Raw genomic sequence first — 21,460 nt, forward strand, 5'->3', positions numbered from 1 at the left:
ATTGAACGGAACATCTAAATCATTTGCACACCGCCACTCACAGGTAAATAGGCCCCTGTGATGAATTTGGCCTCATCGGACGCTAGCAGCAGAATAGCCCCGGCGACATCATCCGGTAATCCATTACGCTTCAGGGGTACCGTTTGCGCTGCTGCATCTTTATAGTCTTGCGGCAATCGAGCAGTAGCATCGGTCAGAGTCAACCCAGGCGAAACCACATTCGCTCGAATACCATGCGGGCCAAGCTCTAAAGCCAGACTTTTGATAAAGGCATCCAACCCAGATTTAGCCGTGCTATGGGCGACAAAACCCTGACCCGGATGGCGAGATAAACCACTGCTAACGGCAATAATGCAGCCTCGTCCGCGCTCTATCATGGAAGGAACAACGGCTTGGCAGGGGAAGAATGCACCTTTGAGTTCTCCCAACAATTTTGACTCAAAGTCCTCCCACCGATAATCCACAAATGACGCCATAGGAAAATTGGCATTGGCGTTGATAACGAGCGTATCAATGGCCCCTAACGTTTCTGCAACCTGCTGCACCATGGCCTTAACTTGTTCAGAATCGCGCACATCTGCTCGAACCGCCACTGCTCGCCCGCCTTCGGATGTGATCGAGTCAACAACGTCATGCGCTGCTGCTTCACTACCGTAGTAGTTAACGCCAACAGCCGCACCGTGCTGTGCCATTAATTTAGCGGTTTCTGCACCAATTCCACGGCTTGCACCTGTAATTAAAACAATGCGATCGCGCAACAAGTTTCCGCGATCCAAAGATTGCTGGGGATGAGCTGCAACCATACATTTCTCCTAATAATTTTGAGTTTTCGTGCGTTATGCGCACGAAAACTCAACGGTTTTTTGAAACTAAACTTTTCCAGGCGTTGCGAATAACTCGCTGTAATCGTCCGAGAAGTTAGCTCTGACATCTGCAAATTCACCAGGCGTCACCGCCTCGTTGAGCACCATGAAGATAGCTCTGACTTGTAATGCGGCCGCAACGGGGTCTATCCCGGCTTTCTGGCTGACGCGCTCATAAAACTCTTTTAGTGAGAAGAATCCGCCGTTTTCACCCTCATGCCCTCGGAGATATTGACCTAGCTCTTTAGGCAATTGGTCCGCAAGTTGGCTAGCCTCGTTACCGACAATGCGCTCAGCAATGGTCTCTAAAGTGGCACGGGTCGCTTGCTCAGCGGCTTGTCGTGAATCCAGTTGAGCAAGGCCCTGAACCTCTTTAATAAATTCATCGTACTTCATGGTTTTGGGTCTCCATTCACTGTTTTTCTGCTATTGAATCAATCGTTATTCCGTATCATCCTCAAGCCCCTTGGCCCATGTTTTGGGTTAAGCCACCATCGACAAATAATGTCGTTCCATGGATGTATCGCCCATCCTTAGACGCCAAAAATACGGCTGCATGAGCAATCTCTTGGGGTTCTCCCGCCCGTTTCATCGGAATATGCTGGGTCTTCTCTTTCCACGCATTGGGATCATCTATAGACTGTTGATTCATGGGCGTCAAAATCATGCCAGGGGCAATGTTATTGACGTTGATTCGCTTATCACCTAGTTCTAAAGCCAGGACACGAGTGAGATTTTGCAGACCACCTTTCGCGGCGCAATAATCCGCCGTTCCAGGGTTCGCAATCTCTTCATGCACACTGGTGATATTGATAATCACACCACGCTTATCGGAACCATCTATGGCCCGGATGAACTGCTGGCAGCAGAGAAAGGGGCCATACAAGTTAGTTTTGATCGCGTGATCCCAATCCTCGAAAGACATGTCCTTAACAGGCGTGCTTACCGATGAAACAGCTGCATTATTGACCAGGACAGTGGGGATGCCCAACTTGTCCTTAACCGTTTGAAAGAGCTGCTCAACACTCTTAGGTTGAGCCTGATCTAGATGCACCAGAGCCGCTTTTTGTCCTGCTTCTTCAATCAGTTGCACGGTGTGCTCGGCTCCCTTCTGGTCTTCCAGATAAGTTACCGCTACATCGGCACCTTCCCGGGCAAAAGCAACTGCCGTTGCTTGACCAATTCCGGAGTCGGAACCTGTGACGATCGCCACTTCATTTGCCAATTTTTTCTCCGTCATGATTCAGCTCCGTTATAGGTATTCAGGTGAATTGTGATCATGGCCGATCCTCCAGGAGGGATAAGTGCCCACTCTGAGGAGCGAGTAGCCATTACCATGTAGCCTGCTGAGTTCGCTACGGCATCCTATTCCAGATTGGTCTAACCTTATCGCTTCGTTTGCAACGCTATGAAGGCTTATAAGGTTGAGGGAAATGTTTCTGGTAACTCACTCGTATTTTGATGAACCGTGCGATCGAGGGGCTCTACAGCTCGTGTGTCATCGATGTGGATGACGGCATCAAACTGATCGGGTAAACAGGCATAGAAGTAATGGCTGAGCCGTTCAGTTTCAGGGCGATAAATTACTCCGATCGCCCGTTCCATACGTTTTTGCCTCAGTTCGGCAACGGCCTGGTTGTCTGCCCGCAAATCCAGCAGGAAGCGGGGTAATTCTGTGTTGTGAAACAGATCCTCGTAGCTATCGGGCAGAGCTGGGCGGACGTTCTTGAGTTGTGGAGGTTCATCCCAGTTGGAGGCTGCCGTTACAGTTCCGGTATAGGTAGTAAAACCGACCAGAAAAACGGCTTGACCATAGCGTTCACGCATTAACTGTCCTACATTCCACTCTCCCCCCTGGCCCATATCCGTAGCGCGTGCATCACCCAGGTGAGAGTTGTGTTCCCAAACCACCAGTTTGCTTTGCGTACCCTGCTGCTCCAAATGATTCATTAATTGTTCCAGCGTTTCTGCCATATGGCGATCGCGCACATTCCACGAATCAACTCGCCCCTGAAACATCGAGCGGTAGTATTCTTCTGCATTCTTCACCAGCCGTGCGTTTTGCTCAGCATAGAAGAACTCATCTATCGCCACCCCCCCATCCTGCTGGAGATACTTTGCCGTCTGCTGTTGTAGCTCCAATAGTTGATTTACCGTTTCATCCTGGCACGATGCATCGACATCAAAGCTGGCAATATAGCCATACTCCTGAGAGTCCTCCTCAAAATGTTCAAAGCAGGAATAGCGATCGCGTGCCCGCTGAGCGGCCTCCGGATCAACTTGCTCTAAATACTTGAGCACCTCACCGATAGAGGCATACATGCTGTAGAGATCGACGCCATAGAAACCAACTTTCTGGTGGTTTGAAGACAAAGCATCATTGTATTGACGCAACCAGCTCACAAAATTGATGACATCGGTGTTACGCCACATCCAGGCAGGAAATCGTTGAAAGCCCCGTAACGCCTCTTCAGCCGATTGATCCCTGCTTACCCCGCGAACAAAGCGGTTTACCCGATAACCGTCTGGAAAATCAGCCTCTACAGCAACAGCCGTAAAGCCTTTTTCCTGAATTAATCGCTTTGTAATCTCCGCTCGTTGTTCATAAAAGTCATGGGTTCCATGGGTCGCTTCACCAAGCAATACGAAGCGAGCATCCCCAATCAAATCCATTAGCGGATCGTAATCTGAAGCTGCGTCTGTCAGTGGATGGGCTACCTGTCGCACAGCATGCGCAATGGTTTTGACTGTGGTGTCAGGCATCTTAATTACCTATGCAATCTATATGCAATGAATTTTGGCAATCACCACGGATTGAATCACGGGGTGCTGGCCTCGGAAGGCGGGTAGCTACAGCGATCGCTCCAGGTCTAAACTTCATGTTTTCAGAATTCGCACGTACCCGAATTTTGAAAAAGAATGGTTTAAACCTCATACTCTTGCAAGGTGATGTGCAGCAGTCATCCAATGAGAAATTATGGCTGACTAAAGCGTAAGATGTGGCTGCGATCGCTCTACCCTCATGCTCTACGAAACTAGCCTAAAAGTCTCATCTATGCTTTTCCTCCAACTTTTGAGGCATATCTCCCTATGGAGTTCTTGAGCCTTCAGATAGAGATTATCTTGGGTTTATAAATCGTTAATTTTTCACCCTATTATTCTGGTTTTCTGTACGATGAGCCTGTTTACGTTTCATACTTTAGCTAGACCCTAAAAAACCTCAGTTTGTTTTGTATCTAAGCGAGTGAAGGGCAATACCTCTCCACTGCTCATTCGCTTATTCAATACCTTTGCTATCTTCTCAAGCATCTAATTTTACGGGCGCATTACCTCGTGACTCATAGATCTCCTGCATGAATTGTTGTGCGGCGAAGCTGCACAACAATTCACACTTGCAAAAACTGTTTTATGCAAAAGGTCTAATAATTGCGGAATCGCTCCCACAAAGTTGTAGTATATTGTATTACAAGCCAATGATAGCTGATGGGGTTGCTCAGGGAGAGCGATCGCAACACTTAGCAGAGTATAGGGAAGCCACAACTATGGATAAGACCCGGCACACTAAAGTTAGCAAGTACCTCAGTAAACACCTGCGGCATACTCCAGAGCGCCTGGGTTTGACCCTAGATGTCGGTGGTTGGGTAGGTGTTGACGAACTCTTGTCGGCTTGTGCGGCTCAGCAGTTTCCCATCACTCGCGCCGAGTTGGAAGATGTAGTTGCCAACAGCGATAAGCAGCGATTCTCCCTGGATGCGACAAAGACCCGCATTCGTGCAAATCAAGGGCATAGCGTTGCTGTTGACCTCCAATTGGAGCCACAAACACCGCCCGATGTACTCTATCACGGGACGGGTGAGCAATCTGTGCCTGCTATTTTGCAATCGGGACTGGTCAAGATGTCCCGGCACCATGTCCATTTGTCCAGGGATGTGGAAACGGCTCGTAAAGTTGGAATGCGTCATGGTCGCCCTGCAATTTTGGCGATCGACACAGCCGCCATGCAAAGGGCTGGTTTTACTTTCTACTGCTCTGAAAATGGCGTTTGGCTGGTGGATGAGGTGCCAGCAACCTATTTGGAAGCCGTGAAGACTGACAGCTGAGGGTGTGAGAGATGCGATTACATCGATTTACGGATAGTCAAGAGTTTAGCTACCAGGTTCAGGATTATTTGTTCGAATGTGAGGCGGAGCATAATCTATTGCTGGGAATTTTGCATAATTTAGTGCATTATCCAGAAAGGTACTCAGAACCCGCTTATCTCGCTTGTGTCTTGGATAGTGTTGAGGGAAGTAATCAAATCCCCGGTAAAATTTTGGCAGTTGCGATCCAGACACCTCCCTTTAAATTGGTGTTGTCAAAAGTGGTTGACTTGGAAGCCGTAACGTTGATTGCAAAAGACTTGCAAATGTATCCGCAGCCCCTTCCCGGTGTTGGTGGTCTGGTGGCAGAGGTGGAAGCCTTTCTGCAAGCATGGCAAACGCTCACCGGACAGCCTTCTCGCCGTGTAATGGAAATGCGAATTCATACCCTAACCGAGGTGAAGCCCGTAGCAGAGGTGAAAGGACAACTCAGGGTTGCGACAGAAAGCGATCGCCCCCTTTTACTCGATTGGGTTAAAACCTTCGCTGATGAAATCGGTGAGGTTGTTAGCGCCAATCCACAAAGGGTAGTTGAGCATGGGTTGAAACAGCAGAGTATGTATCTGTGGGAGGATGGTACACCGGTTTCCTGGGCGAGTGGAAGCCGCTCCTTGCCTAAAGCTGCTCGTATTGGCCCCGTTTATACACCACCTGAATATCGACGGAAAGGTTATGCGACAGCCTGTGTTGCCGCCTTGAGCCAAAAATTATTGAATGAGGGGTGCGATCGCTGCTTTTTATTTACTGACCTCGCCAATCCCACCTCCAATCACATCTACCAGCAAATTGGTTATCAACCCATCTGCGACTGGCACGAATATGCATTTGATGATGCTTAAAGCCGAGTAACCCTACACTCAATGTAGAACATGTTACTCCTCTGAATCTGGCTCAATTGAGAAGTACAAAAGCGGTCGACCGTTCACAAGGGTACGGTTGACCTGCTTCATTCCCAACTTCCGTAGCACCTGTACAGAAGCGATATTGGGTTCATCTACATCCGCGTTCACTTCCTGCAACTTTAGTATTCTTAAGCCATACTCTAGAACGGCTCGGGCTGCTTCAGTGGCATATCCCTGCCCCCAAAAGTCTGGATGAATGCCATAAATCAGGGAGGGAATGGCTTCTGTATCTAAAAAGCCCGCAAATCCAATGCATTGGTTTTGGTGATGGACAAGCCATAGCCCATAGCCATGCCGCTCAAAGCTATTCAAGCTTGCCTCAATAAAGGTTCGTGATTCCTCATGAGAAATGATGCGATCGTCGAACAAGTAATAACGGATGCGATCGTTCATCCACAAAGTATGTAGAAATTCGATATCCAAACGAGAACAGGGCCGCAGTTGAAGTCGACCAGTCGTCAGGTTCGCATCCATCAATTGCAGATTCATCCTGTTTCTGTTCATGTCAGGTTAAATGGGGCATTGTCCATCTTGACATTCTGGGCCACGGCCAATATGGGCATCGTAAAATGCTTCTATGGCATCTGGGTCATAGCTATCCAACTTTTCTAGATATCCCCAGGATGTGAGAGCGATCGCAGCATCCAGGTCTTCTCTAGGTGTTAAAACCAACCGTGGGTTTACCTGGCTCAAGTTGCGGATTTGCCCTCGCAACCGTCTTAAAGTCCACCAACCAACCTGAGCTGGGTTGTAGCTGATGACAATGCCACCATGTTCCAGGTTGTGAACCAGTTGCTCATCTGCAGGAGCTTGGTTGTGAATTCCCCAGATAGCTTCAACGGTGTAATGCGCCCCGGATGTGGGTGGGTTTGAATTGTAGGTCGCCCTTTCTTCGGGAGGGATATGGCTTGCTTCTAATAGCGGAATCTCATCTCCTGGCAAGTCGGTATTTTGTGGCTGGGGTGGCAAGGGTGTACCCGGTGAGTCTACAACAAAGCTCTCGATTTTCCCCGGTTGCTCTTTCAGCCCATTTACACCTGCAAAACCGGTTACAAAAACAATGAGGCCAAAGGGCACCACTAACCAGAGTCGATCTCTAACTTTATCTGCCAGAGTATTACGGTTTCGTCGGGTTCGTACTGTTTTACTCATAGTTGCAAATCCAACTTATTCTATTTCCGTCACTATTCACCCGTTCAGAGTTAGCATTGTTCACATTGATAGATAGAACGTGTGAACGTCGTTAGGCGAGGATGGTCTATCAGCCTCTTACCCTCCGTCCATAAGCCCTTTGGAGCGCTATTGATGTGGTTGCTTATCCCACCTCTTACCCTTTGGTTTGCTAACGGCCAGTTGCGTTCATGGTAAAGGATTTATAGCAATTGCTGCAGAATGAACCGCACGATCGCCATCTCCGGCCGTATCGGTGTTGTCTCCCCTACTGAAGTTTCGTCCCTGGCAAGGCTAGCACGGACATTCGATGATAAACCTCTCCAGTATGCCAAAAGCAGAGTTGCACCTTCATTTGGAGGGTGCGCCCCGTTGGGCTAGCGTACGGGAGGCTCATCAACGACATTATGGTGCGGAATTACCTGAACTGCCTCCCTGGTATGCTCCGAACTTCCGCTTTACACATTTTGGAGAATTTCAATCTCTATTTCAGCGCTACATTCATCCGTGGCTACAAACCCCTTTGGGCTATGCAGAAATCATCCATGATGTCGTGGATAGCTTGGTTGAACAAAATATTCGTTACGCTGAAATTAATGTGGCTGCTTCTCTGGTGGAACGCCACGGAGCCAGCCTGGAGCAAGTATGGGAGATATTAGAAACCGAGATTAAACGGGCGATCGCTCAGGGTTGTGTCATCCGCATTTTTGTGGGGTTAATGCGCAATCACGGCGTTGAGGAAGCGATCGCCTGGGTACGCAAAACCCGTTTAATCGCCATCGTTTCAGGATTTGATTTACAGGGGGATGAGGTAGGCTGGCCTGCCAACAAATTTAAACCAGCCTTTGATCTAGCAAGGGAAGCTGGTAAACGAATCAAGGTACACGCAGGGGAAATGACCGGGCCAGAAAGCATTCGCATTGCGGTTGAAGAACTAGAAATTCATCAGATTGGTCATGGAACATCTGCGATTCATGACCCAGAGGTTATGGCATTATTGCGCGATCGCCAGGTCACCGTTGAAATGTGCCCCACATCTAATGAGCGCTTAGGTTATATATCGTCCTATTCAGCTCATCCAATTTTCGCGCTAGATGCAGCGGGGATAGCGGTTACTGTCAATTCTGATGACCCAACCTTTTTTGGCTATACCCTAACGGATGAACTCTCTCGATTGATCAAAGAACGACAGGCCAGTTTAGTCGATCTGAAGCGTTGGACTCGAAATGCCTTTTCCCAGGCAATTTTAGATGAACCGACCCGGAGGCGTTTTATAGCTGAGCTGGAGAACTGGAGCCTGTAACTTGGGACGTGGCACAATATTACAGACTGAGCCCCTGTTGTCGTGCATAAATGGTTTGATTATTACATGAGCCACTTCATCTTCTGGATTCTCGGATTTGGCACGTTGTGGATTGGGCTAAAGGTATTTAATGATGAGGCTGTGCTGATTACTTCTGCCATTGTCGGTTCAGTTCTCATTCTGATCGGGCTCACATCTGCGCCTCCTGGATTACAAATTGCGATTGAAACTGCTCTGGTTATTGCCCTATTCAACCTCTGCATTCAGTGCATCTTAAGGGGCGATCGCTCTTAATACTTCTTTCTTAAGAACCAAGCCCCTGATTTTGTGTACGTAATGCGCACGCAAAATCACGGGCTTGAGAAAATGGCAAAGGTATTGGTTTTATTTGCGCTTCTAAGAGGTGAGCCGTTTACGCTCAATCATCAAGGCTGCCGCCATGGAACTGGCGATCGCCAGCATTGCAGCAATTCCCATAACCAGACGGAATCCATCGACAAAGGCGAGGGCGATCGCACGTTCCAGGGCACTTGCGATGGAATGACTCAAACCTGGAGGTAACGTTGCAGCCGCCAGGTTAATACGCTGTGCATCCAAAAATTGTAGAGCTTCAGTAGATAAAGATAGAGCGGCAAGGTGTTGATCAAGGCTGTGATTGAAACGATTGAGCATGATTAGCCCCAAAATAGCGATCGCCAGCAAACTAGCAATGCGAGAGACGGCATTATTAACGCCTGAGGCTGCACCAACATAGCGCATATCGACGGCATTCATCACCGCCGTAGTTAAGGGGGCCACACAAACGGCCATACCCAACCCTAAAACGACAACGGCTGGGAAGAATGTCCCCCAATAGCTACCACCGATACCAGGACGGGCCATGAGGCCAAACCCTAGTGCGGCGATCGCAGGGCCTATTATTAACGGCAGACGAGCTCCGTAACGGCTCACCAGATTCCCTGACCAGCGGGAAAGGAAAAACATAATGATGGGAAAGGGAACGAATGCCGCTCCAGCAGCGGTAGCTGAATATCCCTGTACCTGAATTAAATTGAAGGGCAGGAAGAATAACGCTCCGCCTAAAGCCGCATACAACAGCAGTGTCAACAAATTGGCTCCGCTGAATGTACGAGAGTGGAACAAGTTCAGCGGCATCATGGGAGACCGCAGGCGAGATTCTAATGTAAGAAATGCGCCTAAAACAAGAACTCCCAGGGCGATCGCCCCCACAACTACAGCATCGAACCCATTAGCAGCTTCCAGCAAGCCGTATACAACACTCCCTAAACCTGCGATCGCCAGCACAGCCCCTAGCCAATCTAGAGCAGATACTTCTGGATCGCGACTCTCTGGAACATACCGAAGGCTAATGAAGATTACGATTGCAGCTAAGGGCAGGTTAATCAAAAACACCCAACGCCAAGACAACGTTTCAATCAACCAGCCACCGAGAACGGGGCCCGCAGCTGAGGTAATAGCCGTGAAGCCTGACCACAGCCCAATCGCAGCTCCCCGTTGTTCGCTGGGGAAAGACGCACCAATGATGGCTAGACTGCCAGGAATCAGTAAGGCACCCCCAATGCCCTGTAGGCCACGAGCTACGATGAGTTGGCCAATGTTAGGGGCTATCCCACACCATAAAGAGGCGATCGCAAATACAGCCACCCCTAACACAAAGACCCGCCGCCGCCCTAAATGATCGCCCAATGACCCACCCACTAAAATCAGGGCTGCCACAAATAATGCATAGGATTCTACGACCCACTGCACATCGGAAACGGTGGCATTTAATTGTGTTTGTAGTGTTGGTAGGGCAACATTGACAACAGTACTATCGATAAACGCCATGCTGGAGCCTAGAATGGTCGCGACAAGAACCCATCTGGCGTTATTCCGACAGGGATTTGAGCACGGTTTAGAGTGAATTACTCCTTCATCGCAGGGCGGTTTAATGGGGTTTGACATGGGTAAACCTTGGAGATAATTAACCGACCCTGGAAGGCGATCGCACCTAATCTACTTGTTAGATTCACGAAAAATACTTGCAGGCTAACATCCCTCTAGTAGGCTGCGGCCTAAGTTCACAACCTATGTTTTGTGTGGGGTGCGAAGCACCCCACACAAAACATAGGTGATGGATTTCCGCCTCAGCGTACTAGTGAGATGCAACATATAGGCCACATTTCGCTAGAGAGATGTTCGTCCATCGCAATCATCAATATTTCTTGGCTTGTTCGTCGGTAAAACACCATAGCCATTCCTCTCCCAATTCCGCCGAACTAATGACGGGATGCCCGCTTTCTTCGTAATGGCGGCGGGCGTGTTGATTTTTAGAAGAATCGCAGCACAGCATTTTGCCGCAGGTCTGACAGATCCGCAGGTGCACCCAGCGATCGCCAGTCTGCATGCACTCCTCACAGCGAAATACAGGATAATTGGCTTTTGAAATTAAGTTTTCCAGAGTTACTTGATTAAGATGTTGACAGGTCATAGACGTTCACCGAGATAAGTGGGTTAACGTACAAGATATGCTTCAAACCTCTCTCCAGAAGAATAGGGTAAAGACCCGCAGATGTCTATCTCAGATCTGCGCCTTATAGTCAGATCTTGCGCTAAACTGGCCTGCTGCACTTTGTCCCAGAGCCCACATCATGCCGTCGTGAAGCCATAGCACTATGCTGAATTGTGATGGAGGAACAAATATGGCACTGGTTAAACTAGGAGCGAGTGCGCTCATCGTACCGCCCGCTCGTCCCGGCTTCAACAATTCCACAACTTCCTGCTGGGTCCTACTTATGACTACCGGCAAGAGCCCTATTTCTATGACATGAAGCCCTTCAAGAACATGAGCAACGGTTGAAAGATAGAGGCCCTGCGAGAGCATCTCGTTAAGGAATTGAGGAATGTTGGCTTTTGCCAGAAACACCGACTAAAAGCCAACATTCCTCAATTCCTTACTTGTTATTAGAGTCTTGAGATTCCAGTAATGGTAGAAACTTCCGAATCAAACCCGCTGTAACACCAGGTAGCTCTAGCTGTGGCGTAAAGCCAACATCATCAGAATGGTAGAAGATACGAACCGTTTGAGGATTCATTTCAGCAAGGCGACGCCCTACCTCTGGGCCGGTGAATTCAGATGCTTTGCCCCAGATAATAGCAGTCGGCACCGTAAGCTGAGTGATGTACTGGGATAAATCAAAGCACAAGTCTCCCCTTGCAAACGAAAGCGCCGCGTATTCAGCATTAGGTTGCTGAGCAGACTGAAGGTACGCCTCCACAATTTCGGGATAAATTCGGTCTGGATGAGAAAACTGGCGCTGCTCTAAATAAGTACGAATGCCAAAACTTGTTGCGACACCCGTGTTATAAAGCAGTTGGCCTAGAAACGGAATATTGAGAGTTCTCGCAACTTGAGCCGGACCACTATGGCGATAATCCTTTCCAAACTCAGCTAAACCAGCGGCGGTTGTCAAAATCAATGACTTAAATAGTTCAGGGCGGTTGATGGCAACCCGAATGGTAAAAGCAGCTGTAAGAGCAGAAGCAATGACTGTTACTGGACTACTGCATGTCTGCTCAATAAATTCTGTAATAGTCGTGATGTAATCTTCAGCTTGATAACTACGGGCAGGATGATCAGAACGACCCCAACCAATTAAATCGGGTGCCAGAACTTGATAGTCTGCGGCAAATGATGGATATACCTTTGACCATTCATAGGCAGAAGAACCACCTCCTAACCCATGCAAAAAAACTAACTTTGCTTTGGACGTACCTTCTGCACCCCAGGGTTCTTCTTGAGGCACGTAATAGGCCATCCTACCGAGCTTAGTCATGATCGAGCGTTCGCCAAAGCCAGGAGGTAAGAACATTAGCCCCTCATCAACTTGCGTGTTTCATCTCAATCGTGAGGGTAGGGCCAGGAATAATGCATCATCCAAAAGTTCAATCCAAAGGGAGTTGCTAATATGCTTCTTAATAGTGAGAACAGATTGGCTACCCATCTCTCAGCAGCCGTTGTAGTTATGGTTCACCCTATTTATCCGATCGTTCAACCAATGTTTTGAACTGCATGTAGGCCTGTTCCGGTGTCAGTGGCTCACGATGTTCATCAGGGATATAAAATTGGCTACTATCGGCAAAGTGGCGCACCACAAAGCTATGAATTAGTCCTAACTGCACCGCCTTTTTACCCAAGGCTTCAGCGGTATCTACCAAGCTTAGTTCATCATGATAAGGAGAGTGGCCCGTCATAGTTCCTCCTGGTTGCCTTCTTCGTCTAAAGTGGTCAAATGCGGTCCCAATTCTCTAGGGAGTAGGAGATGATGTTGAAACCATCGCCCTGCTAATCGAGCAACTTCGGAGAGCGCCCCTGGCTCTTCAAATAGATGTGTAGCCTTGGGAATAATCGCCAGTTGCTTTTCACAAAGAAGCTGCGCCATGGCTTGCTGGTTGAGGTCGATAACGATTGGGTCGTTCTCTCCCACAATCAGTAACGTTGGAGCCTGAACGTGGGCAAGTACGGGTGCTGCCAGGTCCGGACGGCCACCACGGGACACGACTGCGTGAACGGTATCGGGGCGAGCATTAGCTGCCATCAGTGCGCCGGCAGCCCCAGTGCTGGCTCCAAAACAGCCAATCCTAAAACCCTGAGTATCCGGATTTTGGGTAAGCCAATCAAGAGTGGCGATGAGGCGATCGCCCAACAACCGAATATCAAAGCGCAATTCCCGAGTGTGCTGATCAACGGCTTCCTCATCAGCCGTCAACAAATCAAGCAGTAGAGTTGCCAATCCGGCCGCTTGAAGGTTTTCGGCAACATAGCAATTCCGAGGGCTATGCCGACTACTGCCACTGCCATGGGCAAACAGCACAATACCCATGGCATTCGCTGGAATATTCAGGTTTCCTTCTAGCACTACTGAATCTGCTGGCACATGCACCAGGAGATCTTCATGCGTCTGCTTAAATGTACTCACAGTTTCTGCTCGATTATCCTCAGCCAGAAAGTCCAAACTCACTCTTTCCCCAGGGTTAGTCAGGGCCGCACCAGCGATCGCAGTTCCCCGAGGCGACATCAATTGAAATCGCCACATTACCGCAGCAAAACAGGCTGGGCATTGATGCGAACGCGAAAGAGCGTATAGGGCTTCTGACGCAGATCTTCCCCCTTCTGGTACTTAGCCTGACGGTGCAATTGATTTGCCGTGACGTAGAGATAGCCATCAGCTGCTACTGACATCGTATCGGGCCACAGAAGACGTGGATCATGAATAACCGCTTCCCATTCACCACCTGGGGGACGACACAGGATGGCGTTGTGCTCATAACTGGTGGCGTAGATACAGCCCGCGGCATCAGATTCAAGCCCGTCTGAGCCGCCGCCTTTGTCACCTTCATCTAGCACAGTTGCGGCAACTTCTGAATCGGAAAGGGAGCGATCGCACAGGGCATCAACAGCCACACTATAAAGCTTACGGCTAGCAAGGGGGCAGTAATACAAGCGCGAGCCATCAGCGCTAATGGCAATGCCATCGGCTCCCATTTTTAAGGGTTTCGTTTGCCCATCGGGTTGCCGTTCCATAAATGGGCGACCTTCGACAACAGGAAGGAAGCTCGACCCATCTTCCGCTTTCGTCGAAGCATGCTCATGCAACCTGCGCCAGCTCTCTCCAGACGCTAAATCCACCACGATAATACCGTTTGCTCCCTGGTCAGACGAGTCTGTAATGAAAGCCATTCCCTCGGCCCCTCGCCGCAGGTCAAACCGTATATCGTTTAGATAAGTTGTTGGCAGCGCAACATCCTCAGGGAAAAGGATGGTTTTAACCACCTGATCACTCGTCAAATCCACACAAACAAGCTTTGGCCCGCCATATTGGGTGGGCTGGAACATGGGGCTGCCCGTATCAAGAATCCAGAGGCGATCGCCTGGGTCAACAACAACACTTTGCACTGATACCAGTGCTGCGGCAGGGTTATCAGGTTGAGTTTGATTAAAGGCTTCGTTGGGATAGGCGACAGGGCAGCCATCTCGAAGCTCCGCCACTGTGAATTCAACCTCATCACCCCACTTAGGGAAGTTAACAAAAATACGTCCCTGACGGGATACCGTCACACCTGTCAGCATCGCGCCATCAAAGTGTACGACAGTCTCCAGAGTACCGAGCGATTCATCCGTCGCTAACTTCTGTATTTGACTAACCATAGGTACTATTCAAATCCTCTCTAATGACTTCACACAGCATTACTTTGAAGTGCGAATGATGAGAAATGGAAGCCGAGCGTGAATGGTGTTACCTTCAACTTTTCCAATCTTAAAAAGGTAATTGGGTAACTGCGTCTTTCCAACGGCGTATCACCTCCATCTAGCCACAAAAAATGCGATGCCTGGGACAAAAGCATCCCAGACACCGCATTTTTTGATAGCTATTCGATCGAGTTTGATAGATATAGCTTTTGATTCGGCTTTGGTCAAACATATTATTGAATCACCAACTCAACCTCTCTATTAGCAGTAAGTTCACAGATGTTGGCCGGGTCTACATAGTGACAACTCATTTCATCCATACAAATCAACGCCCATCCGGCCTGATTAATAGACATCAGTTTGTAGGTTGTATCTTGAACAAAACAGCCCTTATGGTTCCGCGTTCCTGGAGTGACTTGAAACATATAGTCATCAGAGTTTAACATGCTACTTCCTCTTGCTTGATTGTTGACCTTAGTTAATGAAGTCTAATTCATCTTGTTTTCATTCTATGGGGAGGGCCTACATCTTTATTTGATACTAGTCACTTAATTTAATTCTTTATATTGAAAATCTTCCATAATTAACGATATATATCCAGGCTTAATAGACTTCATGTACTATTAGCCAGAAAAGCCAAACGTTATACGCTGAGAAGATTTCAACTTCTGGCACTTTCTAAAACTAAATGAGATAGTAATCAAGACGACACTGAGCTTCTCTAACTTTCGAATGAGATAGGCTTAAGGGGAATGCAATATTCTCACTCAAAAGGTAGAGATACTCTGATGTAATAAATAAAGTAGCTTTGATAGCGCTTAAGCAAAGTATATTAAGTTCTACTTCTATAGCAAGTACTCGACAGCCTAAGCCTGCTCATTACAGGCAAGTTTGATACTGACCTATTTTCGTCAGAAAACGTAATCCAAATTAAAGGCACCGACCAGAAAGTTTTAAAGACAGGAACTGCCATTCAGAAGCAAATCAGTATTGATCGAGATGGAGAAACTTTTTGCTATGACATGAGCATCTATCTACTTCACGATCTAAAAGTTATAGCGATGTGAAATGGCCTTCACTAGAGATTGAAATATAACACCACATTGAATAGTAGGAGTTGATAAGTAGTCATGCGATTAAGTTTACTCCAGAGAACGAACTGCATCATGGTCACGTCACGGTTCAGAGTAATTGGGTAAGAGCAGTTGCTTCACAGTCATGATTCCCATACAGCGCTTTGCGATTGAATCAGCCATGGTTGTTTTTGTGAGGGCCGCGCGGAGCGCGACTCTCATAAAAACAACCAGAGTTTAAGCGTTTGAAAAGCGCTGTAAGTTTGGAAGTAACCCGCGATCGCCACAAATTCTACATTAAGCCTTCAACTGTTGCCTTCTCAGCCCCCTGAAGATTAGCGTAGTGAGACAAGGGACATGCTTGCTGCAGGAGACAATAGTTATGCGCCCCTCATTCTAATTGCCCATGAGTTCCATGCCGAAGAAGTATTAAACGATGTGCTTCAAGCCATTGAAGAGCCGATAGAGCAAGTCTCTAGCGATCGGGCATACGACCATCATCATTGCCATGACGGGATTGCAGCCCAAGTAGCCAAGGCAGTGATTCCTCCGCGCAAGGATGCAGTGATTTGGCAGCATGGCAATTGCAATTGCAAGCCGCATCCACGTGATGAGAATTTACGCCATATCCGCAAGTATGGACGCAAGCGTTGGAAACGCGAGTCTAGCTATAATCGTCGCTCGATAGCGGAGACGACCATGTTTCGTTTCAAAACGATTTTTGGCGGCAATCTGAGTGCACGTAAATTTGACAATCAAGCAGTGGAATTGTTCGCTCAATTACCTCCACTCGCACCCCCTCTCCACACACTTGCTGTACAGCCTTGGCAAAGTTCTCCCCTGAATACCCTTGATCCCCCAGAGCACTTCTAACTTGGAGAGTTTCTCTTTGGCCTGATCTAAAACAAGGACGGCTCCCAAGCGCTCTGAGGTGTTAGCCTCTGTCACCAACAGTTCAATCACCAATCCTTGAGAATCGACGACGATATGCCGCTTACGGCCTTTAACCTTTTTGCCACCGTCGTAACCGTAGACGTCCCCCTTTTTTCGGTTGTCTTCACTGATTGAGAATCGGCAATGGCAACCGTGGAATCGGCCTCTCGCCCCATCTCCTTCCTCAATTTCTCACGGGCCGCATCATGCATTTGTTGCCAAACTCCTTTGCGCTGCCACTGGCGGAAGTAGCCATAGACCGTTGTATGGACGGCAGGTCATGGGGCATCATTTCCCATTGGCATCCGGAGCGAAGCACGTAGAAAATCCCGTTGAGAATTTCGCGAAAATCTACTTCAATTGGATGTTCAAACCTCTTGGGCTGTGGCAAGAGTTTTTGCATCACTTCCCATTCGCCATCACTGAGGTCGCTGGGATAAGGTTTACGGTGAGGGTTCGCAATTTCTGGAAGACAGCTCATCATTCTGAGTAAATGCAACCGCTTTCAGCCTAATGCCAGTTCAGGGAAGGTTTAGTAGCTCTTTAGATTCTCTTTACGAATCAGCTCTCAAACAGATTCGAATAAGCAAAGATGTTGTCGCACAACATGGGTTTGAAATTGTTTTCAAATCCTTGCCTGACCAGGTTTACTGGAAAAGGTTTAAGATCTGAGCCTTTAAGGGATGGAGTACCGTTCGTTCAGGATGCAAGAAACACAAAAAGCGCAGCTCAACTGCTCTACAGTTACATCAATGCCCTAACAGCTAAGACCGATTTATCACTGGTGCGATTGCGCCCGTATCTGAGCCTGGTTCTAGATGGTCGTGGTTAAGACATTGGTGAAGTGGAGACACTATCCCGTTTAGGAGACTAGATCAACAGCGCCATCTGGGTCAGGGCAGCATTCACCGAATGTGTGGAGGAGCTGATGAATAAGTCAACCCAAGAGCGAATTATCGGTTGTTAATCCCAAGGCAGCTGGTATCGACCTGGGAGCTGATTACCATTGGGTGAGTGTCCCGGAAGGTTGTGATGAGCAGTGTATCCGTCGCTTTGGTTGCTTCACCGCTGACCTGTATGCCATGGCAGAGTGGCTCAAAGGGTGTGGGATTGAAACGGTAGCGATGGAAGCGACGGGAGTGTATTGGATTCCAGTGTTTCAAATTCTTGAAACTCAGGGGTTTGAAGTTAAGCTGGTCAACGCCCGCCACGTTAAAATCGTGCCGGGGCGCAAAAGCGATGTACTCGACTGCCAATGGTTGCGACAGTTACACAGCTATGGGTTGCTGGCGGGTCTTTCCGTCCCGATGACCAAGTGTGTGTCCTACGGAGCTACATTCGCCAACGGGACACGTTGATCAAAAGTGCGAGCACTCATATTCAACGGATGCAAAAGCTCTGACCCAAATGAATGTGCAACTGCACCGTGTCATTAGTGACATCAGTGGCACCACAGGTCTATCCATCATTCGTGCCATCGTCGCTGGGGAACGAGGCTTGCATAAACTCGCTGCCCTTAAAGATTTCCGCATTCATGCGAGTACCAATGAAATTGCGGCGGCACTGGAAGGGGACTACCGGGGAGAACTGGTGTTTGTGCTCGCTCAAGAACTGCAACTCTACGAGGTCTTTCAAGCGCAAATTGCTGCTTGTGATGTTCAAATTGAGCAGTGCTTGAGCCAGTTTGCCGACCAGGTTGACCTCACCACCTCACCCCTGCCACCCTCAAAACGACGGGGCAAGAAACAACCGGGTAATGCGCCCAACTTCGACTTGCGCACCCATTTGTACCGCATCAGTGGGGTAGACTTCACCCAAATTGATGGCATTGGGGTGTTAACGGTACTCACCCTACTATCTGAGTTGGGCTTAGACCCATCCCGCTTTCCTTCGCTCAAGCATTTTGTTTCCTGGTTGGGGCTATGTCCTGGCTCTCGCATTACAGGGGGCAAGCGCAAAAGCTCCAAAACTCGACAAGTTGCCAATCGTGTCGCCACCGCTCTGCGAATGGCAGCCCAAACCCTCGTTCGCTCTCATTCTGCACTCGGCGCTTTCTATCGTCGGATGCAAGCCCATCTAGGTGCTCCTAAAGCCATTACAGCCACTGCTCACAAACTCGCACGCATCTTTTACCACTTGTGGACATCTGGGGATGCTTTTGTTGACCCAGGCATCCATGCTTATGAACAGCAGTACCAAGAACGGGTTGTCAAGAATCTCAAGAAAAAGGCTTCAGCGCTTGGCTTTGACCTGATTCCTCAGACTACATCCCCTGAATGTGTTTCTTAGGAGGAGTTAACCTACACTGCTGTACCGCTGATGGTGGGCCTACATTACTTGGAAGACCTCTATGACAGGGAGTGACGAATTGGTAGTGGCGCAGTGAGCAGAAAATCCTACTGACAATTCTTTCGTGGTAAGGGAGCGTCCCAGCAAGAGGTGCGGTCCCTGCTTGACTGACAGAAGTACTGGGAGTTGAAACGAAAGCTAGGAGGGAAGCAGAGCCTGATCTAAGCTGATAAGTTACCACACAAATCGGCAAAATCAATGGCACCTACTTCCCGTCTCTATCATGCGCTGCATGAATATTTGAGTCAATGCCAAAACCTCTGGTGCGATGTCAGACATCTCCAGACTTTGTGCTGGATGATGATTGGCATCCTTGAGAGCTAAAACGTTCACCTCAATGGGTTTGGAGTGCATGTGGTGAGTCGAGCCACCTATGCTCAGTCCCACCAACGACGGTTTCGGCGATGGCTATCGAATCGACGGATTGACGTAGCAGCAGTCCATCAAACGCTGATCGCTCAATCGTTATCCCAGTGGGGTAACGACCGGATTTATCTGAGTCTGGATACAACAATGGTGTGGAACTGCTTCTGCATTGTTTGGGTCGGGGTTGTGTATCGAGGTCGAACCGTTCCAATTGCTTGGAGAATCGTAGCTCAGTCGAGTAGCACCGTGCGGCTATGGACAATCCAACGGGTATTGCGGCAGGCAGCACGGGTGATGCCGAAAGAGGTGAGCGTGGTGTTGCTGGCAGACCGAGGCTTTGCCGATGGCAAGTTGATGAAGTACTTACGGGAGAACCTGAAGTGGCATTTTCGCATCCGCATCAAACGCTCGTTCCAGTTTCAGTTTCAGGGCAAATGGCACAAGGTTTCATCGGTAAAACTGCCAATCGGACAAGCTTACTTCACCCCGGTAGTAGCAGTTGGTAAGACCAAGCCCTTTGCGGGTGTCTACCTAGCGTTTGCTCATGACAAGCTCAGCAATGAGGATTGGGTGATTGTCAGTGACGAACCGACAACCTTACAGACCTTTGCTCAATACCGCTTGAGGTTCTGTGTTGAGGAAACATTTTTGGATCTCAAATCGAATGGTTTCAACCTGGAAGCCTCGCGTTTGCGAGATAAGTTTGCCTTGACTCAACTGTGTGGTGTAATTGCCTTGACGATGCTGTTTTTGGTTTTGCAAGGAACTCAGGTGGTGGCATCAGGCAAGCGTCGTTTTGTGGATAGTCACTGGAATCGTGGGATGAGTTATCTCAAGTTAGGCTGGAATTGGATTCGTTTAGCCATCACCAAACAATGGAAAATACATCTTTTTCGGTTTCTATCTGGTGCATCTGACCCACAACCTGCAATGGCTTCTAAGCGACAGCATAACCAGTCTTTTAATCGTGAATTCACCGTCTGTCAGGTGACAATGCCCTTGTCAGGAGACGACAGTGCAGTAGGCGGATTTGACGAGCAACTGTGAGATCGCCAATTGACACTTAGGTATCAGACAAAATCAACGACAAAAAAAGACATTGTTCAAAAGTCCCGCATGCGAAGTGGAGACCCGAACAATGTCTGGCAAAACAATTGAAAGTTTTCAAATACGAGTGTACATGAATGCACGAGAACTGGGGTTGACTCAGGTAGATTCAGCTACCATTGCCGAATTTTCAGAACGGACTGGCCAACGCATTGAGGCTGGTACCCATCAGCCCAAGCGAGGGCAAGAGCGCCCTCGCCGTACGGGTCATGACCCACTGGCTGAGGTCTGGGAAAGCGAATTGAAACCGATGCTAGAGCGGGAGCCAGGGCTAACGCCCATGACCCTATTTGAGTATCTGCAAGAGCGCTATCCCGGACAATACCCGCAGGTACTGAGAACCCTGCAACGACGAGTGCAGGAATGGAAAGCCCTGCATGGTGAAGCGCGGGATGTGATGTTCGAATTGCGCCATGAGCCAGGGATGATGGGGTTTTCTGACTTCACCGAACTCACAGGGGTGGAGGTGACGATTAACGGCCATCCCTTTGAGCACTTGATTTACCATTACCGCTTGGCCTATAGCGGCTGGCAATATGCCCAGATTATTCAGGGAGGCGAGAGTTTCGTTGCCCTGTCAGAGGGGTTGCAGAATGCCTTATTTACCTGTGGGGGTGTGCCCAAGCAACATCGCACCGATAGTCTCAGTGCGGCCTACCGCAACCTGGGTGGGCAAAAGAAGCCTGCACTAACGACGTTGTATGACCAACTGTGCGACCATTACCGCCTGCAACCGACGCGCAACAATCGGGGCATTGCTCATGAGAATGGCAGTATTGAATCCCCTCATGGGCATCTTAAACACCGCATCAAACAGGCCATCCTGCTGCGGGGAAGCAGCGATTTTGCCAGCATTGAGGACTATCAGGCACTGATTGATAAAGCGGTCGCCGGATTGAACCGACGCTCTCAGGCCAAGTATGAGGAAGAAAAGCAGGTGCTCCAAGCACTGCCTCAGTACCGAGTGGCCGATTACGAAGTCGTCAGTGCTCGGGTCAGTTGCCA

General features: G+C 48.8%; 19 protein-coding genes and 3 pseudogenes. 8 read left to right on the plus strand and 14 right to left on the minus strand.

The features are described 5' to 3' along the window. Window positions 1-14: 14 nt before the first annotated feature. The 4 genes from NDI52_RS26930 to NDI52_RS26945 form a co-directional block, all read right to left on the minus strand. Window positions 15-803 carry an SDR family oxidoreductase gene (locus tag NDI52_RS26930; RefSeq protein ID WP_190771265.1) on the minus strand — a complete coding sequence of 263 codons (789 nt, stop codon included), beginning with the start codon at window positions 801-803 and terminating at the stop codon, window positions 15-17. Between the two features lie 66 nt (window positions 804-869). Next, complete coding sequence (locus tag NDI52_RS26935) at window positions 870-1,259, minus strand: DUF2267 domain-containing protein (RefSeq protein ID WP_190771266.1); 390 nt, start codon at window positions 1,257-1,259, stop codon at window positions 870-872. Between the two features lie 61 nt (window positions 1,260-1,320). Beyond that, a complete protein-coding gene (locus tag NDI52_RS26940) occupies window positions 1,321-2,103 on the minus strand; it encodes an SDR family oxidoreductase (RefSeq protein WP_190771267.1) in 783 nt (260 codons plus the stop codon). A 176-nt stretch (window positions 2,104-2,279) separates the two neighbouring features. Then, on the minus strand, window positions 2,280-3,626 hold the full coding sequence (locus tag NDI52_RS26945) for an erythromycin esterase family protein (RefSeq protein ID WP_190771268.1): 1,347 nt from the start codon (window positions 3,624-3,626) through the stop codon (window positions 2,280-2,282). Window positions 3,627-4,405: 779 nt separating this feature from the next. Here NDI52_RS26945 and NDI52_RS26950 point away from each other — a divergent pair. Next, window positions 4,406-4,963, plus strand: a complete 558-nt coding sequence (locus NDI52_RS26950) for an RNA 2'-phosphotransferase (RefSeq protein ID WP_190771269.1) — start codon at window positions 4,406-4,408, stop codon at window positions 4,961-4,963. A gap of 11 nt (window positions 4,964-4,974) precedes the next feature. After that, window positions 4,975-5,841, plus strand: a complete 867-nt coding sequence (locus NDI52_RS26955; protein WP_190771270.1) for a GNAT family N-acetyltransferase — start codon at window positions 4,975-4,977, stop codon at window positions 5,839-5,841. A 33-nt stretch (window positions 5,842-5,874) separates the two neighbouring features. Here NDI52_RS26955 and NDI52_RS26960 read toward each other — a convergent pair whose 3' ends face one another. Both NDI52_RS26960 and NDI52_RS26965 read right to left on the minus strand, forming a co-directional pair. Further along, complete coding sequence (locus NDI52_RS26960; RefSeq protein ID WP_199308058.1) at window positions 5,875-6,393, minus strand: GNAT family N-acetyltransferase; 519 nt, start codon at window positions 6,391-6,393, stop codon at window positions 5,875-5,877. 21 nt (window positions 6,394-6,414) lie between these two features. Further along, complete coding sequence (locus NDI52_RS26965; protein WP_190771271.1) at window positions 6,415-7,056, minus strand: DUF3105 domain-containing protein; 642 nt, start codon at window positions 7,054-7,056, stop codon at window positions 6,415-6,417. A gap of 328 nt (window positions 7,057-7,384) precedes the next feature. Between NDI52_RS26965 and NDI52_RS26970 the strand changes: the two genes are divergently transcribed. Next, on the plus strand, window positions 7,385-8,377 hold the full coding sequence (locus tag NDI52_RS26970) for an adenosine deaminase family protein (protein ID WP_190771272.1): 993 nt from the start codon (window positions 7,385-7,387) through the stop codon (window positions 8,375-8,377). Window positions 8,378-8,419: 42 nt separating this feature from the next. Beyond that, the gene (locus tag NDI52_RS26975) at window positions 8,420-8,671 is read left to right on the plus strand and encodes a hypothetical protein (protein WP_190771273.1); all 252 of its coding nucleotides are present in this window, start codon (window positions 8,420-8,422) and stop codon (window positions 8,669-8,671) included. 102 nt (window positions 8,672-8,773) lie between these two features. On the opposite strand, the gene NDI52_RS26980 is transcribed toward NDI52_RS26975, so the two are convergent. From NDI52_RS26980 to NDI52_RS27010, 7 genes are all read right to left on the minus strand, one after another. Then, window positions 8,774-10,342 carry an MFS transporter gene (locus tag NDI52_RS26980; protein ID WP_190789548.1) on the minus strand — a complete coding sequence of 523 codons (1,569 nt, stop codon included), beginning with the start codon at window positions 10,340-10,342 and terminating at the stop codon, window positions 8,774-8,776. A 250-nt stretch (window positions 10,343-10,592) separates the two neighbouring features. Beyond that, a complete protein-coding gene (locus tag NDI52_RS26985) occupies window positions 10,593-10,868 on the minus strand; it encodes a UBP-type zinc finger domain-containing protein (RefSeq protein ID WP_190774910.1) in 276 nt (91 codons plus the stop codon). 463 nt (window positions 10,869-11,331) lie between these two features. Next, entirely contained in the window at window positions 11,332-12,249 is a 918-nt protein-coding gene (locus NDI52_RS26990) for an alpha/beta hydrolase (RefSeq protein ID WP_190774911.1), read from the minus strand. Between the two features lie 163 nt (window positions 12,250-12,412). Beyond that, window positions 12,413-12,631 (minus strand): hypothetical protein, encoded by a 219-nt coding sequence (locus NDI52_RS26995; protein WP_190774912.1) that lies wholly within the window; start codon window positions 12,629-12,631, stop codon window positions 12,413-12,415. Next, the gene (locus tag NDI52_RS27000) at window positions 12,628-13,473 is read right to left on the minus strand and encodes a dienelactone hydrolase family protein (protein ID WP_199308060.1); all 846 of its coding nucleotides are present in this window, start codon (window positions 13,471-13,473) and stop codon (window positions 12,628-12,630) included. Before NDI52_RS27000 ends, NDI52_RS26995 begins: the two co-directional genes overlap by 4 nt. Further along, complete coding sequence (locus tag NDI52_RS27005) at window positions 13,473-14,585, minus strand: L-dopachrome tautomerase-related protein (protein ID WP_190774913.1); 1,113 nt, start codon at window positions 14,583-14,585, stop codon at window positions 13,473-13,475. Before NDI52_RS27005 ends, NDI52_RS27000 begins: the two co-directional genes overlap by 1 nt. A 275-nt stretch (window positions 14,586-14,860) precedes the next feature. Further along, complete coding sequence (locus NDI52_RS27010) at window positions 14,861-15,073, minus strand: hypothetical protein (RefSeq protein ID WP_190774914.1); 213 nt, start codon at window positions 15,071-15,073, stop codon at window positions 14,861-14,863. 1,050 nt (window positions 15,074-16,123) lie between these two features. On the opposite strand from NDI52_RS27010, the pseudogene NDI52_RS27015 reads away from it, so the two are divergent. After that, window positions 16,124-16,471, plus strand: a pseudogene (locus tag NDI52_RS27015) (transposase); the annotation flags it as partial. Between the two features lies 1 nt (window position 16,472). Here NDI52_RS27015 and NDI52_RS27020 read toward each other — a convergent pair. Further along, window positions 16,473-17,114, minus strand: a pseudogene (locus tag NDI52_RS27020) (IS5 family transposase); the annotation flags it as partial. Window positions 17,115-17,565: 451 nt separating this feature from the next. On the opposite strand from NDI52_RS27020, the pseudogene NDI52_RS27025 reads away from it, so the two are divergent. The 3 genes and pseudogenes from NDI52_RS27025 to istA form a co-directional block, all read left to right on the plus strand. Further along, a pseudogene (locus NDI52_RS27025) lies at window positions 17,566-18,922 on the plus strand (IS110 family transposase). A gap of 417 nt (window positions 18,923-19,339) precedes the next feature. Continuing rightward, window positions 19,340-20,395: a transposase gene (locus NDI52_RS27030; protein ID WP_190789549.1), complete on the plus strand. Its 1,056-nt coding sequence runs from the start codon at window positions 19,340-19,342 to the stop codon at window positions 20,393-20,395. 91 nt (window positions 20,396-20,486) lie between these two features. After that, the coding region (istA, locus tag NDI52_RS27035; protein WP_348256589.1) for an IS21 family transposase at window positions 20,487-21,460 on the plus strand (974 nt) is incomplete at its 3' end.

Origin of the sequence: Leptolyngbya sp. PL-A3 (assembly GCF_039962325.1) — a bacterium.
In the GTDB taxonomy this organism is placed as follows: Bacteria; Cyanobacteriota; Cyanobacteriia; order Elainellales; family Elainellaceae; genus Vacuolonema.